Genomic DNA, 14,362 nt, shown 5'->3' with positions numbered 1-14,362 from the left:
AATCCGATGACCGAGATCATTCCCCAACCGTCGCACCGCAAGATCGAACCGGACGCTCTCGTCGAGATGGCGTGGGATCCGATCACCCGCATCGTCGGCAGTCTGGGCATCTACACGAAGATCGACTTCGCGAATCGGGAGGTGGTGGAGTGCCACAGCACCTCTTCGATCTTCCGCGGCTACTCGATTTTCATGCGCGGCAAGGATCCTCGTGACGCGCACTTCATCACCAGCCGCATCTGCGGCATCTGCGGTGACAACCACGCCACCTGTTCGTGCTACTGCCAGAACATGGCCTACGGGGTGAAGCCGCCGCATCTGGGCGAGTGGATCGTTAATCTGGGCGAGGCCGCCGAGTACATGTTCGACCACAACATCTTCCAGGAGAACCTGGTCGGGGTGGACTTCTGCGAGAAGATGGTCGCCGAGACCAACCCGAGCGTGCTGGCCATGGCCGAGAAGACCGAGGCGCCGCACATGCAGGCGCACGGCTACCGCACCATCGCCGACATCATGCGTGCGCTCAATCCCTTCACCGGCGAGTTCTATCGCGAGGCCCTGCAGGTCAGCCGGTACACGCGAGAGATGTTCTGTCTCATGGAGGGCCGCCACGTGCATCCCTCGACGCTGTACCCCGGCGGGGTGGGCACGGTCGCCACCATCCAATTGATGACCGACTACATGTCGCGCCTGATGCGCTACGTCGAGTTCATGAAGAAGGTCGTGCCGATGCACGACGACCTGTTCGACTTCTTCTACGAGGCGCTGCCCGGCTACGACAAGGTCGGCCTGCGCCGCACCCTGCTGGGCTGCTGGGGCTCCTTCCAGGACCCGGAGGTGTGCAACTTCGCCTACAAGGACATGGAGAACTGGGGTAACAAGATGTTCGTGACCCCCGGCGTCGTGGTGGACGGCAAACTCGTCACCCACTCGCTGGTCGACATCAACCTGGGTATCCGAATCCTTTTGGGCAGTTCGTATTACGACGACTGGACCGACCAGGAAATGTTCGTCACGCACGATCCGCTGGGCAATCCGGTGGACCGTCGTCACCCCTGGAACCAGCACACCAACCCCAAGCCGCAGAAACGCGACCTCGAGGACAAGTACAGCTGGGTGATGTCGCCACGCTGGTTCGACGGCAAGGACCATCTGGCCCTCGACACCGGCGGCGGACCGCTGGCACGGCTGTGGTCGACGGCCCTGGCCGGGCTGGTCGATATCGGCTACGTGAAGTCCACCGGGCACAGCGTGCAGATCAACCTGCCCAAGACCGCGCTCAAGGGTCCGGTCGAATTCGAATGGAAGATACCGGCTTTCGGTAGCAACACCATCGAACGCAATCGGGCGCGCACCTACTTCCAGGCGTACGCGGCGGCCTGCGCCCTGCACTTCGCCGAGCAGGCGCTGGCCGAGATCCGGGCCGGGCGTACGAAGACGTGGGAGCCGTTCGAGGTACCCGACGAAGGCATCGGGTGCGGTTTCACCGAGGCGGTTCGCGGGGTGCTGTCGCATCACATGGTGATTCGCGACGGCAAGATCGCCAACTACCACCCGTATCCACCCACCCCCTGGAACGCCAACCCGCGTGACAGCTTCGGTACGCCGGGGCCGTACGAGGACGCGGTGCAGGGGCAGCCGATCTTCGAGGAGAACGATCGCGAGCACTTCAAGGGCATCGACATCATGCGCACCGTGCGCAGCTTCGATCCCTGTCTGCCGTGCGGCGTCCACATGTATCTGGGCGGTGGAAAGTCCTTGCAGCTGCTGCACTCACCCACCCAGGCACTGACCGCCGAATAGCGGCCGGGCGACGGGAGGCGAGCGCGGTGAATCAGCGACCCGACGACCACGAGGCTCCGGAGACGGATCACTGGCGCGGCGCCGGTGAGCGGATCGACACCCTGCTGGGTGCGAGTTCCGCCGCCGGGGCCGTCGCGCGCGAACGGGCCGAACAGTTGGTCGGCGAGGTCGTCGGCCTGTACGGCGCTGGGCTGGAACGGATTATGCGACTGCTCGACCCGGACGCGGTCGAGCAGTTGGCCCGCGACGAACTCGTGGCCAGCCTGCTGCTGGTGCACGGCCTGCATCCGCACGACGCGGTCACCCGGGTGCGCACCGCCCTGGACGGGGTGCGCCCGTACCTCGGCTCGCACGGCGGCGACGTGGACGTGCTGGAGGTGACGGACGGTGTGGTGCGGCTGGCTTTCAGCGGCAGCTGCCGTACGTGTCCGTCGTCGTCGGTCACCCTGGAATTGGCGGTCGAAGATGCGGTGCGAGCCGCCGCACCCGAGATCGAGACCATCGAAGTGGTGGCGACCGAATCGGATTCGAGTCCCAAGCTGATTCCGGCCGACTCGCTGCTGGCCCGCGTGCACGGCAACGGCAATGGCAACGGTAACGGCCATCACGGCGGCACCTGGATCGGTGCACCGGAACTGGCGCAACTGGGCACCGGCGAGGTCGGTGGTTTCGCCCTGGCCGGTACCGCGGTGCTGGCCTGCCGGGTCGGTGACGAACTGTTCGTCTACCGCGATCACTGCCCGTCCTGCGGGAATTCGATGGCCGGGGCGGTCCTGCACCGGCGGCCCGGGCACGCGATCGGCGATGCCGTGCTGCGCTGTCCGGTATGCCGGGCGCACTTCGACGCCGTGCACGCGGGCGCACGCCTCGACGGCGACGGACACCTCGAACCGCTGCCCGTGCTGATGCGTTCGGGCACACCGGAAGTCGCGGTCCCCGTGGAGGCCGCCGGATGAACCCGACCTTCGGCGTGCTGCGCAGGCTCGCGAACACCCGGCCCGCTCCGAGTCCGGCCGGTGAGCGCTGCGAGATGTGCGCGGAACCGATCACCGACGCGCACAGCCATGTGGTGAACATCGAAGGCCGACAGCTCATGTGCGTCTGCCGGCCCTGCTATCTGCTGTTCACCGATCGCGACGCGGCGTTGCGCTATCGCGCGGTCCCCGACCGTGTGCTCACCTTCCCGGACGTGCGGATCGGGCCGGGCGAGTGGGACGCCCTGCAGATTCCGGTGGGCCTGGCCTTCTTCTTCCAGAATTCGGCGCTCGAGCGGACGGTGGCCTTCTACCCCGGCCCGGCCGGGGCCACCGAATCCGAACTGCCGCTACAGCAGTGGAGCGAGATTCTGGCGCGGCACCCGCAACTCGCGCAGGCCGCCCCCGATGTGGAGGCGCTGCTCATCCGGATGCCCGCGCGCGGTGGTGACCCGACCTGCCTGCTGCTGCCCATCGACGCCTGTTACGAGTTCGTCGGGCGCATGCGGTTGCTGTGGCGCGGTTTCGACGGCGGCCAGGACGCCCGGCGCTACATCGAGGAATTCCTCGCCGCCATGACCGCCCGCGCCCGTACCTCCGGGAGCGCGCCGTGAGCCCGGCCTACTCGATCACCTTCGCGGTCATGGGCATCCGGCCCGAACCGTACGCGGTAACCCCGACGCTGACCGCGCGGGTCGGGATCGCGGCGCTGGTCGAGGAGCCGGTGCACGCGATCGCGCTGCGCGCCCAGGTGCGCATCGACCCGAACCGCCGCTCCTACACCGACGCCGAGGGCGCGGGCCTGACCGACCTGTTCGGCCCCCGTGATCGCTGGTACGACACCCAGCGGTCGTTCCTCTGGATGCATTGCACCACCCTGGTTCCCGGGTTCAACGGCGGCGGCACCGAGGTGGATCTGCCGATGCCGTGCACCTATGACCTCGAGGTCGCCGGTTCGAAGTATCTGCACGCCCTGCGCGACGGCACCGTGCCGTTGTCGTTCCTGTTCAGCGGAACCGTATTCATCAGGGGTGAAACGGGTTTCGCGGTCCAGCAGGTGCCGTGGGATCGCGACGACAAGTTCGACATGCCGGTGTCGGTGTGGCGCGAACTGATGGCCGCGCACTACCCGCACGCGGGCTGGGTGCGGCTGTCGCAGGAAACCCTGAACGCGTTGACCGCGTTCAAGACCAGCCGCGGGCTGCTCGACTACGACGAGGCAGTGCGCGTCGTGCTGGCCGCCGCCCCGGGGAGTCCGTGATGAGCGCCGACACGGCCCGGGCGGCGGCGCGCGCGGTCGCCGACGCGGTGCTCTACGAGGGCTACCTGCTCTACCCCTACCGTGCCAGCGCACGAAAGAACGTGTGCCGCTGGCAGTTCGGGGTGCTCGGCCCGCCGGGCGCAGCCACCGCCGGGCTGGGGGAGGACTCGACGCTGGCGGCCGAATTCCCCGTGGACGCCCCGGCGACCGCGCGGATCAGCTTCGCCATCCGGTTCCTGCACCTGCAGTGCCGCACGGTCGAGAATGCCGCCGGTGTCCCCGTCGCCGAACTCCACGCCGCAGGACGCTCCTGGCTGAGCTGGGACGAAGCCGCCGAATGCGAGCTCGACACCGGACCGATGCCCTTGGCGGACAGCGTGTTTCCCTTCGCCGTGGCCGGTTCCCGTGAGGTCGAGACGCTCCATGACGAGACCGGCGGCCAGGTGGGTCGGCTGGTGCGCACCAGGCGGTCGCTGAGCGGCGAACTCGAGGTGTCGGTGCAGGAGATCGACGGCTACCGACGGGTGAGTGTCGTCCTGCGCAACACCGGTCCGGCCGCCTCCGGTAAGGACGACGCGGTGGCGCGCTCACTGCTGGGCGCGCACCTGATCGCCGAACTCGACGACGGCGACTTCCTGTCGCTCACCGATCCACCCCCGGACGCGATCCGGGTCGCCGACGGTTGCGTGCAGCACCGCTGTTTCCCGGTGCTCGCGGGCCCCGAGGGCCACACCGGCCTGCTGCTGATCTCCCCGATCATCCTCTACGACCACCCGGAGATCGCCACCCAGAGCGAGGGCCCGCTCTTCGACTCCACCGAGATCGACGAGATCCTCGCGCTGCGGGTGCTGACCATGACCGATGAGGAGAAGCGGGAGGCCCGCGCCACCGACCCGCTCGCCGCCGAGATCATCGACCGCTGTGAGGGTCTGGATGCCGGGCGTTTGACGAACTTGCACGGCGTGCTGCACGAACCCGCGCCGTCACCCCGCCTGCTGCCCGAGGTGCCGGACGGCGTCGACTGGTGGGATCCGCTCGCCGACAACGCTGTCCGACCCGACTCCGACGCGGTACCGATCGGCGGAACGCTGGTTCGGAAGGGCAGCCGGGTGCGGCTACGGCCCGCGCGCCGCGCCGACGCCCAGGACCTGTTCTACGCGGGCCGCACCGCCCGCGTCGTCACCGTGCACGAGGACGTGGACGGCGAGGTGCACATCGGGGTGGTCGCCGAGGACGACCCCGCGGCCGAACTGCACGAATGGTACGGCCGCTACCTGTATTTCGCCCCCGACGAGATCGAGCCGCTCGACGGCTCGCCCGAATGAAAGGAAGGGCCGGACATGGCCACGGTAGGAATCATCGCGACGGTGATCGTCGGCGTGATCGCGGCGTTCGCGGTCGTCGTCGGCATGCTGTCCATTCCGGATATCCGCAGGTACTTCCGGATCCGGCACATGTGAGCGGGTGATCGCACGACACGGGTGCTGGTCGCCGGGATCGGCAATATCTTTCTCGGCGACGACGGGTTCGGACCGGAGGTGGTGCGGCGGCTGCCGCCCACCCGGCCCGAGGGCGTGCGCGTCACCGACTACGGGATCCGCGGCATGCACCTGGCCTACGACCTGCTCGACGACTGGGACGCGCTGGTGCTGGTCGACGCGATCCCCGATCGCGGCGCACCCGGCCGGGTCGAGATCCTGCGCGCCGAACCCGACTCCGGCGCGGCCGGATTCGACGGGCACGCCATGACCCCGGAAGCGGTCTTCCGGACCGTGCGGGCCCTGGGCGGGACGGTGCCGCCCACCGTCGTGGTGGGCTGCCAGGTCGGGTCCGTGGCCGAGGCCATGGGGTTGACCGAGCCGGTCGCCGCCGCCGTGCCCACCGCGGTCGCCGCGGTGGGCCGGGTGCTGACCGAACTGCTCGACCGGCAGGAGGTCTGAACCATGTGCCTCGGCATACCCGGACTCGTCGTCGAGATCCTCGACGGCTACCACGATCAGATCGCGCTGGTGGACGTGTCCGGTGAGCAGCGCAAGGTGAATATCGGCCTGCTGGAGGAGAGTCCGGCGCGACCCGGCGACTGGGTGATCATCCACATGGGCCTGGCCGTGGAGAAGACCGATGCCGCCGGTGCGGCCGCCGCCCTCGACGGGCTGCGACTGCTGCGCGACGGGGGCGCGCCGTGAACCCCCGGCTCGGGCCCGCGACGGCCCGGCGTGAACGCCGGCGAGTGGTGGTACGCGGGGTGGTGCAGGGGGTCGGGTTCCGGCCCTTCGTCTACACGACCGCCGCCGAACTCTCGCTCACCGGCGCGGTCTCGAACGACAGCGGCGGCGTGATCATCGAAATCGAGGGCGCGCCGGCCGATCTCGACGAGTTCGTGCAGCGGGTCAGGACCCGGCCGCCACCGTTGGCGGTGGTGGAAGCCATCGAATGCGCACCGCTGCCGGTGCGCGGCGGTACCGGCTTCCACATCGCCGCGACCACGCGCGGCGGCGCGGGCCGCACCCTCGCCTCGCCCGATGTGGCCATCTGCGCCGAATGCGCTGCGGACCTGCGTGATCCGGGTAACCGGCGCTACCGGCACCCGTTCGTGAACTGCACCAATTGCGGACCGCGCTTCACCATCATCGCGAGCCTGCCCTACGACCGCGATCGCACCAGCATGGCGGGATTCCCGATGTGTGCGCGCTGCGCGGCCGAATACGCCGATCCGGCCGATCGTCGCTTCCACGCCCAGCCCATCGCCTGCCCGGACTGTGGTCCGCGCCTGTCGTATTCCGGTCCCGGCGGCGGTGATCCGATCACCGCGGCGCGGGATCTGTTGCGCGCCGGGGGAATTCTCGCGGTCAAGGGCATCGGCGGCTATCATCTCGCCTGCGACGCCGCCGACGAATCCGCCGTGGCCGAGCTGCGCCGCCGGAAACATCGCGGCGACAAGCCTTTCGCGGTGATGACCCCGGACCTGGCCACCGCCCGCCGGATCGCCGTCATCGACGAGACCGCCGAGGCGCTACTGATCAGCCCCGCCCGCCCTATCGTGCTACTGCCCCGAGTCGACGCACCCGCCCTGACGGCCGCGTCCGTCGCGCCGGGCAATCCGGATCTGGGCGTCATGATCGCCTACACGCCACTGCATCTGCTGCTGTTCGGGCTGCCCGGCGACGAGCCGGGGCCGCAGGTGCTCGTCATGACGTCGGGCAATCTGGGCGGTGAACCGATCTGCTACGACGACGAGGACGCGCGGACGCGGCTCACCGGGCTGGCAGACGCCTGGCTGGCCCATGATCGGCCGATTCTCGTACCCTGCGACGACTCCGTGGTCAGGGTGGTGGACGGAATCGAGTTGCCGCTGCGTCGCTCTCGTGGGTACGCGCCGTTGCCGCTGGCGTTGCCGTGGCCGGTGCAGCCCACGCTCGCGGTGGGCGCGGATCTCAAGAACACCTGCGCGGTCGGGGACGGGCGGTACGCCTGGCTGAGTCAGCACATCGGTGATATGGACGATGTGGCGACCTTGCGGGCGTTCACCGATGCCGAGCGCCACCTGGAGGAACTGACCGGGGTGCGCCCGGTGGCCTTGGCCGCCGACGCGCATCCGCGCTATCGCTCCACCGCGTGGGCGCGCGAGCATGCGGGGGAGCGGCCGGTGCGTGTGGTGCAGCACCATCACGCGCATATCGCCGCGGTGATGGGTGAGCACGGGATCGATCCGGCGGTGACCGTGCTCGGAATCGCGTTCGACGGCACCGGATTCGGGCCCGACGGTGCGATCTGGGGCGGCGAGGTGCTCAGCGCCGGATACAAGGGTTACCGGCGGTTGGCGCACCTGCGGTACGTGCCGCTGGCCGGCGGCGATGTGAGCGTGCGCCGCCCGTACCGGATGGCCCTCGCGCACCTGCACGCTGCCGGAATCGAGTGGGACGAGGACATTCCGGCGGTGCGAGCTTGCCCGCCCGCCGAACGTTCGGTGCTCGCACACCAGTTGGAAACCGGTCTGGGTGCCGCCCCCACATCGAGCATGGGGCGGCTGTTCGACGCGGTCGCCGCGCTGGCCGGGGTGCGGTTCGAGGTCGACTACGAGGCGCAGGCGGCCATCGAACTGGAATGGCGGGCGCGCGGCGTGGATCCGGGGGATGGGCGCTATCGCTTCCCGGTACCGGCTCGGGGGTCCGACGGCGACGCACCGGGCGGGATCGACCCCGCCCCGGTGGTCGCCGCCGTGGTTGCCGATGTGCGCCACCACGTTCCGGTGGCTGTGATCGCGGCCCGCTTCCACGAGGCGGTGGCGCGGCTGGTCCTCGACCTGGCATTCACTTACGCCGCACCCGCCACGCCGATCGCGCTGACCGGCGGTGTCTTCCAGAACGCGCTACTGCTGTCCAGGGCACGGGCGCTGTTGCTGGACAACGAGTTTCAAGTCTTCACCGCACATCGGCTGCCGCCCAATGACGGCGGCCTGGCATTCGGACAACTACTCGCCGCCGAGGCGGGTTGAGTGAAGGGAGCAGCGAATGTGCCTGGCAGTCCCGGGAAAGGTACTCAGCCTGCAGGAACGCAACGGCACGCTGATGTCGATCGTGGACTTCGGCGGCGTGCAGAAGGACGTCTGCCTGCAATACATCCCCGACGCGGCGGTCGGCGACTACGTCGTGGTCCACGTCGGCTTCGCGATTCAGCGGCTCGACGAGGAATCGGCGATCCGCACCCTCGCCGAGTTCGAGCATCTCGGCGTCCTGAAGGAGGAATTCGGTGACGGATTCGCGCTCGCGGCCAGACAGGCCGGGCTGGCGAATCCCGAAGCGGCATCACAGCCGACAGCGCAACAATCGGACGAACCGGAGGTGAGGTCGTGAAGTACCTCGACGAATTCAGCAACCCGGAGCTGGCCGGGATACTTCTCGACCGCATCCGGGCCAGTGCCACCCGCCGCTGGTCGATCATGGAAGTCTGTGGCGGACAGACGCATTCGATCATCCGGCACGGCATCGATCAATTGCTGCCCGACACCATCGAGATGATCCACGGTCCCGGCTGCCCGGTGTGCGTCACCCCGCTCGGGATGATCGACAAGGCCCTGGACATCGCCGCGCAGCCCGGCGTGATCTTCTGCTCCTTCGGCGACATGCTGCGGGTGCCGGGCAGCAGCAAGGACCTGTTCCGGGTCAAGAGCGAGGGCGGCGACGTCCGGGTGGTGTACTCACCGCTGGACGCCCTGGAACTGGCGCGCGCCAATCCGGATCGGCAGGTGGTGTTCTTCGGCATCGGCTTCGAGACCACCGCACCCGCCAATGCCATGACCGTCTATCAGGCGAAACGGCTCGGCGTGCACAACTTCTCGCTGCTGGTCTCGCATGTGCTGGTGCCGCCGGCCATCGCCGCGATCATGGAATCCCCGTCGTGCCGGGTGCAGGCGTTCCTGGCCGCCGGGCACGTGTGCACGGTGATGGGCACCGGTGAATACCCGCCCTTGGCCGAGAAGTATCGGGTTCCGGTGGTGGTCACCGGATTCGAGCCGCTCGACATCCTCGAAGGCATCCGGCGCACGGTGTTGCAGCTGGAGTCCGGACGTCACGAGGTCGAGAACGCCTACCCGCGAGCCGTTGCGCCGGAGGGTAATCCGGTCGCCAAAACCATGCTCGAGGATGTCTTCGACGTCACCGATCGGGCCTGGCGGGGGATCGGCGTGATCCCGCAGAGCGGGTGGCGGCTCTCCCAGCGGTACCGCGAATTCGACGCCGAACAGCGCTTCGCGGTCGCCGATATGCAGACCGCCGAATCGTCGATCTGCCGCTCCGGCGAGGTGCTGCAGGGATTGATCAAACCGCACGAGTGTGCGGCGTTCGGCAAAGAATGCACGCCACGAAATCCGTTGGGCGCCACCATGGTGTCCTCGGAGGGCGCGTGCGCCGCCTACTACCTGTACCGGCGGCTGGACCTGCCCGCGGAGGTGGCTCATGCGTGAGGAGATCTCGGTCCCGGTGGACCTGGCGAATTGGGTGTGCCCCATGCCGTTACGGGATTCCCCGAATATCGTCATGGGGCACGGTGGCGGCGGTGCCATGTCGGGTGAGCTGGTCGAGCACCTGTTCCTGCCCGCCTTCGGCGCGGCCGGGCAGGCGGGGATGGGTGATTCGGCGGTGCTCACCGTCGGCACGGCCCGCCTCGCGTTCAGCACCGACTCCTTCGTGGTGAAACCGATGGTGTTCCCCGGTGGTTCGATCGGGGAGCTCGCCGTCAACGGCACCGTCAACGACCTGGCCATGTCGGGGGCGCGGCCGCTGGCCCTGTCGACGGCGTTCATTCTCGAGGAAGGCACCCCGCTGGCCGAGATCGCCCAGATCGCCGCGGCGATGGGCACCGCGGCGCTGGCGGCGGGCGTCAGCCTCGTCACCGGCGACACCAAGGTGGTCGACGCCGGGCACGGTGATCGGGTGTACATCAACACCGCCGGGATCGGGGTGATCGACGACGGTGTCGACATCCGGCCCCAGCGTGCGAGTGTCGGCGATGTGGTGATCGTCAGCGGTGACATCGGACTGCACGGGGTGGCCGTGCTCAGCTGCCGTCAGGGACTGGAATTCGGGACCGCCGTGTGCAGCGACACCGCACCCCTGCACGGCCTGGTCGCCGCCATGATCGCCACCGGGGCCGACCTGCACGTGCTGCGCGACCCCACCCGCGGCGGCCTGGCCGCCTCGCTCAACGAGATCGCGCACACCGCGAAAGTCGGTGTGGCACTGGATGAGCGGACCATTCCCATCCCGGCCGAGATCCGCGACGCGTGCGGCCTGCTCGGGCTCGACCCGATGTATGTCGCCAACGAGGGCAAGCTGGTCGCCTTCGTCGCGCCCAAGGACGCCGAACGCGTCCTGGCCGCCATGCACGCCCATCCGCTCGGGGCCCGGGCCGCCGTCATCGGCGTCTGCGTTCCCGAACATCCCGGCATGGTGGTGGCCCGCACCGCGCTCGGCGGCACCCGCGTGGTGGACCTGCCCGCCGGGGAACAGCTACCCAGGATCTGCTGAGACGGAAGGAGATCGACTCACTGCCGCGAGAACTGGAGGTGATGGCATCGTCGGGCTGGACCCGGTCCGCATCGACGGGACCGACATGTTCGCGCGTTACGCCTACGCGCCCAATGCGCTCGGCTACTGCGGACCGAACGACGACGCGCTGCGCTCGGGGTCGAGCGCGGCGGTGCGGGCGGCCGCGCCCCGATTCTCCGGAGCGTGGCCGTATCTGCGCGTGATGGCCGCGCTCACCGGTGTCGAGGATCCGCTCGACGCGCGGCTGGTCGAATCGTATTGGCTCGGTGGGGGAGTCGGGGCGGGACTCGATCCGGCGGAGTTCGCTGCCGCGCTGCTGACCCTCATTGGGCCGAGCGTGGGCCACTACTGGTCGCACCTGACGCCGGATCTGGCTGCCGAGGCCGCCCCGAACCACAGCTTCCACGTGCTCGGCGTGTACCCGTGGACGCGGCTGCTCGGCGCGGGCAGCGACCAGGCCCTGCGGATTCTCGACAGCTGCCGGATCACCCGGGCGGCGGTCGTCGACCGTGACGAGGCCGACGTGGTGGTCCGCTGTCGCCGATTGACCTGGGACGGGCGGACTCTGGGGCTGTCCATGCCCGGGAACCGGCGCATCCCGATCCGCCACGACGGCTACTCCGCGTTGCCCGATGTGGCGATCGGTGATGTCGTCGCGCTGCATTGGGATCGGTTGTGCGGGCGCTTGCGACCCGCGCAGGCCGCGACGCTCACCGCCTCGACCGAACGTCAGATCGCGGTCACGAACGTACGGTTGGCCGGGCCGTGAGCGCGACCGTTCACGACCCCCGACTCGGCTCGCCGCCTGCCCCGGCCCGCGGCCGGTTCGCACACATCGCCGCCCTGACGGCAGCCATCGTGGGTCTGCACGTGCTGGGGTGGGTGACGCTGATCGGCTTCGTCGCGCCACAACATCTCGCCGTCGGGGATCGAGCCTTCGGGATCGGCCTCGGTCTGACCGCGTACACCCTGGGCCTGCGGCATGCCTTCGACGCCGATCACATCACCGCGATCGACAACACCACCCGCAAGCTGATGAACGACGGGCAACGACCGTTGTCGGTGGGATTCTTCTTCTCCCTCGGGCATTCGACCGTGGTCTTCGGCCTGGCGCTGGCCCTGTCATCCGGGGTTCGCGCCATTGCCGGTCCGGTACAGAACGATTCGTCGGCCCTGCACCGCTACGCCGGACCGATCGGCGCGGCCGTCTCCGGCGGGTTCCTCTATCTCCTCGCGGCCATCAATGTCACCGTCCTCGTGGGCCTGCTGCGGGCGCGCCGTCGCAGGCGCACCGACGGCACCCCGGCCATCGACGATGCCACGCTCGAGCATCATCTCGCCCGGCGAGGCCTGCTCAACCGGATCCTCGCGCCGGTATTGAAGTCGATCACCCGCCCGTGGCAGATGTACCCGGTTGGACTGCTGTTCGGCCTGGGCTTCGACACCGCCACCGAGGTAGCACTGCTGATCCTCGCCGGAGCCGGTGGCGCGGCAGGCCTACCCTGGTACGCGATCCTCTGTCTCCCAGTACTTTTCGCCGCCGGCATGACCCTCCTCGACACGCTCGACGGTGCCGTGATGACGTATGCCTACGGGTGGGCGTTCACCGAACCGAACCGCAGAATCACCTACAACCTCACGGTCACCGCCTTGTCGGTGGTGGTCGCCCTCCTCGTCGGAACCCTCGAACTGTTCTCCCAGCTGGCCGGACCGCTGGGTTGGACAGGCCCGGGCTGGAATTGGCTCACCCACCCGGACTTCACCCGCCTCGGTCTGTTCATCGCGGCCACGCTGCTCGCGACGTGGGTAACAGCGCTGTTCGTATCCGCCAGAGTCAGATCGGGGCGGTCGGCCACCAGGCGTCGAAAAGTGCTCGTCCCGACTCGCCGCCTATGACGGCCAGTACGCAGGATGCCCGGGGCGGGTCGTCGAAACGGATCACCAGCTGTCCGATCGGATGCCCGTTCATGGTGGCGGTACTCCAGGCCAGGGATCCCGAAGCGGTGCCGCGAGTCCAGGTTTGCTCGGTCCAGGAGTCGCCGGGGTTGGTGTTGTCCGCGGCGGTGGGTTTCGTGCCGTCGGCCAGGCAGTGGACCTGGAGGTTGGCGACCGGGTGGCCGTCGCCGGTGCAGGTGAGGACAGCGTCCGTGCCGAGTGGCTGGTTCGACGGCACCGTGTGCTGGCCGACATCCGTTGCCGCGCAACGAAGATTCTCGAAGCCGGAGGCGCTGGGGGAAGGTGGCAGCAGTCGGGGGAACTTTGCCACGATCGGCGCATAGGAACCCCAGCCGGGGTTCGGGGCAGAGGCGGGAGATGCGGTCGAAGTCGAGGACGCACCGGGGTGCACCACCAGCGTCACTGCCGCGAAAGCCAGAGCCGCTACGGTGATGAAAAGACCTGCGAGCAGGCTCTTCCGGTGATGCCACGGCCGCGCCGGGTGCGATTCGAGGGCGGTGGCCGCTGCGGCGGCCAGTGCGCCGCAGCTGTCGTACCGTTGCCCGGGGTCCTTGGCGAGTGCCCGTGCGATCACGGCGTCCATCGCCGCCGGGATCGCACGGTTGAGGCGGCTCGGACGGGGCGGCGGCGCGGCCAGATGGGCGTGCACGGTCGCGGCGGGCAGCTCGCGCGGGTAGGGCACCGACCCGGTCAGCAGCTGAAACAGTGTGCAGCCCAACGCGTAGACATCGGCGGGTGGGCCTGCCTGCTCGCCGCGGAACTGTTCGGGTGCGGTGTAGGCCAAGGTGCCGATTATCGATGCGGTCCCGGTCGGCTCGAACGGTTCCGTTGCGGTGCGGGCGATTCCGAAATCCGAGACCAGGGTGTGCTCGCCGGTCCCGGCCTCGATCAGCAGATTCGACGGTTTGACGTCGCGATGGATCACCCCGGCGCGGTGGGCGGCGTCGAGGCCCTGCGCGGCCTGCGCCGTGATGGCCAGCGCACGCTGCGGTGGCACTCCGCCGGGGTGCTGTTCGATCAGCCGCGCGGCGTCGTATCCGTCCACGAATCGCATAGCGATCCACAGCAATTCGCCCGACGTTCCGCAATCGTAGACGGCCACGATATGCGGATGATCCAGTCGTGCGGCCAATTGCGCCTCCCGCAGGAAACGGTCCCGCAGGATGGGGCGCGCGGCACTCGGATCGAAGACCTTCAGCGCATCCTGGCGCGGCAGTCGCGGATGGTGGGCGAGGTACACCGTCCCGCTCGCGCCGGAGCCGAGCCGACGCTCGACCCGATAGCCCGCCACCTCCGCGCCGGGACGCAGTTCGACCATCGCC

The 14,362-nt window shown here is 68.9% G+C and carries 15 protein-coding genes; 14 read left to right on the top strand and 1 reads right to left on the bottom strand.

Annotated features, from left to right (window positions below; all coding sequences use genetic code 11):
• Positions 1–6 precede the first annotated feature (6 nt).
• The 14 genes from ACFXHA_RS32955 (at position 7) to ACFXHA_RS32890 (ending at position 12,980) form a co-directional block, all read left to right on the top strand.
• The gene (locus ACFXHA_RS32955; RefSeq protein WP_379363058.1) at positions 7–1,803 is read left to right on the top strand and encodes a nickel-dependent hydrogenase large subunit; all 1,797 of its coding nucleotides are present in this window, start codon (positions 7–9) and stop codon (positions 1,801–1,803) included.
• Between the two features lie 26 nt (positions 1,804–1,829).
• Positions 1,830–2,759 (top strand): NifU family protein, encoded by a 930-nt coding sequence (locus ACFXHA_RS32950; protein ID WP_379363057.1) that lies wholly within the window; start codon positions 1,830–1,832, stop codon positions 2,757–2,759.
• Positions 2,756–3,391: a DUF5947 family protein gene (locus ACFXHA_RS32945; RefSeq protein WP_379363055.1), complete on the top strand. Its 636-nt coding sequence runs from the start codon at positions 2,756–2,758 to the stop codon at positions 3,389–3,391. The genes ACFXHA_RS32950 and ACFXHA_RS32945 overlap by 4 nt, the downstream gene beginning before the upstream one ends.
• Positions 3,388–4,038: a DUF6084 family protein gene (locus tag ACFXHA_RS32940; RefSeq protein WP_379363053.1), complete on the top strand. Its 651-nt coding sequence runs from the start codon at positions 3,388–3,390 to the stop codon at positions 4,036–4,038. The genes ACFXHA_RS32945 and ACFXHA_RS32940 overlap by 4 nt, the downstream gene beginning before the upstream one ends.
• Positions 4,038–5,363: a hypothetical protein gene (locus ACFXHA_RS32935; RefSeq protein ID WP_379363051.1), complete on the top strand. Its 1,326-nt coding sequence runs from the start codon at positions 4,038–4,040 to the stop codon at positions 5,361–5,363. The genes ACFXHA_RS32940 and ACFXHA_RS32935 overlap by 1 nt, the downstream gene beginning before the upstream one ends.
• Positions 5,364–5,378: 15 nt before the next feature.
• A complete protein-coding gene (locus ACFXHA_RS32930) occupies positions 5,379–5,498 on the top strand; it encodes a DUF6893 family small protein (RefSeq protein WP_379363050.1) in 120 nt (39 codons plus the stop codon).
• Positions 5,499–5,519: 21 nt separating this feature from the next.
• Entirely contained in the window at positions 5,520–5,978 is a 459-nt protein-coding gene (locus ACFXHA_RS32925; protein WP_379363048.1) for a hydrogenase maturation protease, read from the top strand.
• Positions 5,979–5,981: 3 nt separating this feature from the next.
• Positions 5,982–6,224, top strand: coding sequence for a HypC/HybG/HupF family hydrogenase formation chaperone (locus tag ACFXHA_RS32920; protein ID WP_379363046.1), 243 nt, complete (start codon positions 5,982–5,984; stop codon positions 6,222–6,224).
• Positions 6,225–6,283: 59 nt separating this feature from the next.
• Positions 6,284–8,533, top strand: coding sequence for a carbamoyltransferase HypF (gene hypF / locus ACFXHA_RS32915; protein WP_379363453.1), 2,250 nt, complete (start codon positions 6,284–6,286; stop codon positions 8,531–8,533).
• A gap of 16 nt (positions 8,534–8,549) precedes the next feature.
• Positions 8,550–8,891, top strand: a complete 342-nt coding sequence (locus ACFXHA_RS32910; protein WP_379363045.1) for a HypC/HybG/HupF family hydrogenase formation chaperone — start codon at positions 8,550–8,552, stop codon at positions 8,889–8,891.
• Entirely contained in the window at positions 8,888–10,000 is a 1,113-nt protein-coding gene (gene hypD / locus ACFXHA_RS32905; RefSeq protein WP_379363043.1) for a hydrogenase formation protein HypD, read from the top strand. The genes ACFXHA_RS32910 and hypD overlap by 4 nt, the downstream gene beginning before the upstream one ends.
• Positions 9,993–11,063, top strand: a complete 1,071-nt coding sequence (gene hypE, locus ACFXHA_RS32900; RefSeq protein WP_379363041.1) for a hydrogenase expression/formation protein HypE — start codon at positions 9,993–9,995, stop codon at positions 11,061–11,063. Before hypD ends, hypE begins: the two co-directional genes overlap by 8 nt.
• Positions 11,064–11,148: 85 nt before the next feature.
• The gene (locus ACFXHA_RS32895; protein WP_379363039.1) at positions 11,149–11,853 is read left to right on the top strand and encodes a DUF6390 family protein; all 705 of its coding nucleotides are present in this window, start codon (positions 11,149–11,151) and stop codon (positions 11,851–11,853) included.
• Positions 11,850–12,980, top strand: a complete 1,131-nt coding sequence (locus ACFXHA_RS32890) for a HoxN/HupN/NixA family nickel/cobalt transporter (RefSeq protein WP_379363038.1) — start codon at positions 11,850–11,852, stop codon at positions 12,978–12,980. The genes ACFXHA_RS32895 and ACFXHA_RS32890 overlap by 4 nt, the downstream gene beginning before the upstream one ends.
• Here the strand turns inward: ACFXHA_RS32890 and ACFXHA_RS32885 are convergent.
• Entirely contained in the window at positions 12,919–14,358 is a 1,440-nt protein-coding gene (locus tag ACFXHA_RS32885) for a serine/threonine-protein kinase (RefSeq protein WP_379363036.1), read from the bottom strand. The genes ACFXHA_RS32890 and ACFXHA_RS32885 overlap by 62 nt on opposite strands.
• Positions 14,359–14,362 lie beyond the last annotated feature (4 nt).

This window comes from Nocardia sp. NPDC059240 (genome assembly GCF_042753865.1).
Taxonomy (GTDB): domain Bacteria; phylum Actinomycetota; class Actinomycetes; order Mycobacteriales; family Mycobacteriaceae; genus Nocardia.
This window is presented reverse-complemented; position numbering and strand designations above follow the sequence as displayed.

Bases quoted from the DNA above. Each gene is read 5' to 3' on its own strand.
- ACFXHA_RS32955 (WP_379363058.1), top strand. From the start codon at position 7: ATGACCGAGATCATTCCCCAACCGTCGCACCGCAAGATCGAACCGGAC.
- ACFXHA_RS32945 (WP_379363055.1), top strand. From the start codon at position 2,756: ATGAACCCGACCTTCGGCGTGCTGCGCAGGCTCGCGAACACCCGGCCC.
- ACFXHA_RS32935 (WP_379363051.1), top strand. From the start codon at position 4,038: ATGAGCGCCGACACGGCCCGGGCGGCGGCGCGCGCGGTCGCCGACGCG.
- ACFXHA_RS32930 (WP_379363050.1), top strand. From the start codon at position 5,379: ATGGCCACGGTAGGAATCATCGCGACGGTGATCGTCGGCGTGATCGCG.
- ACFXHA_RS32920 (WP_379363046.1), top strand. From the start codon at position 5,982: ATGTGCCTCGGCATACCCGGACTCGTCGTCGAGATCCTCGACGGCTAC.
- ACFXHA_RS32910 (WP_379363045.1), top strand. From the start codon at position 8,550: ATGTGCCTGGCAGTCCCGGGAAAGGTACTCAGCCTGCAGGAACGCAAC.
- hypE (WP_379363041.1), top strand. From the start codon at position 9,993: ATGCGTGAGGAGATCTCGGTCCCGGTGGACCTGGCGAATTGGGTGTGC.
- ACFXHA_RS32895 (WP_379363039.1), top strand. From the start codon at position 11,149: ATGTTCGCGCGTTACGCCTACGCGCCCAATGCGCTCGGCTACTGCGGA.
- ACFXHA_RS32885 (WP_379363036.1), bottom strand. From the start codon at position 14,358: ATGGTCGAACTGCGTCCCGGCGCGGAGGTGGCGGGCTATCGGGTCGAG.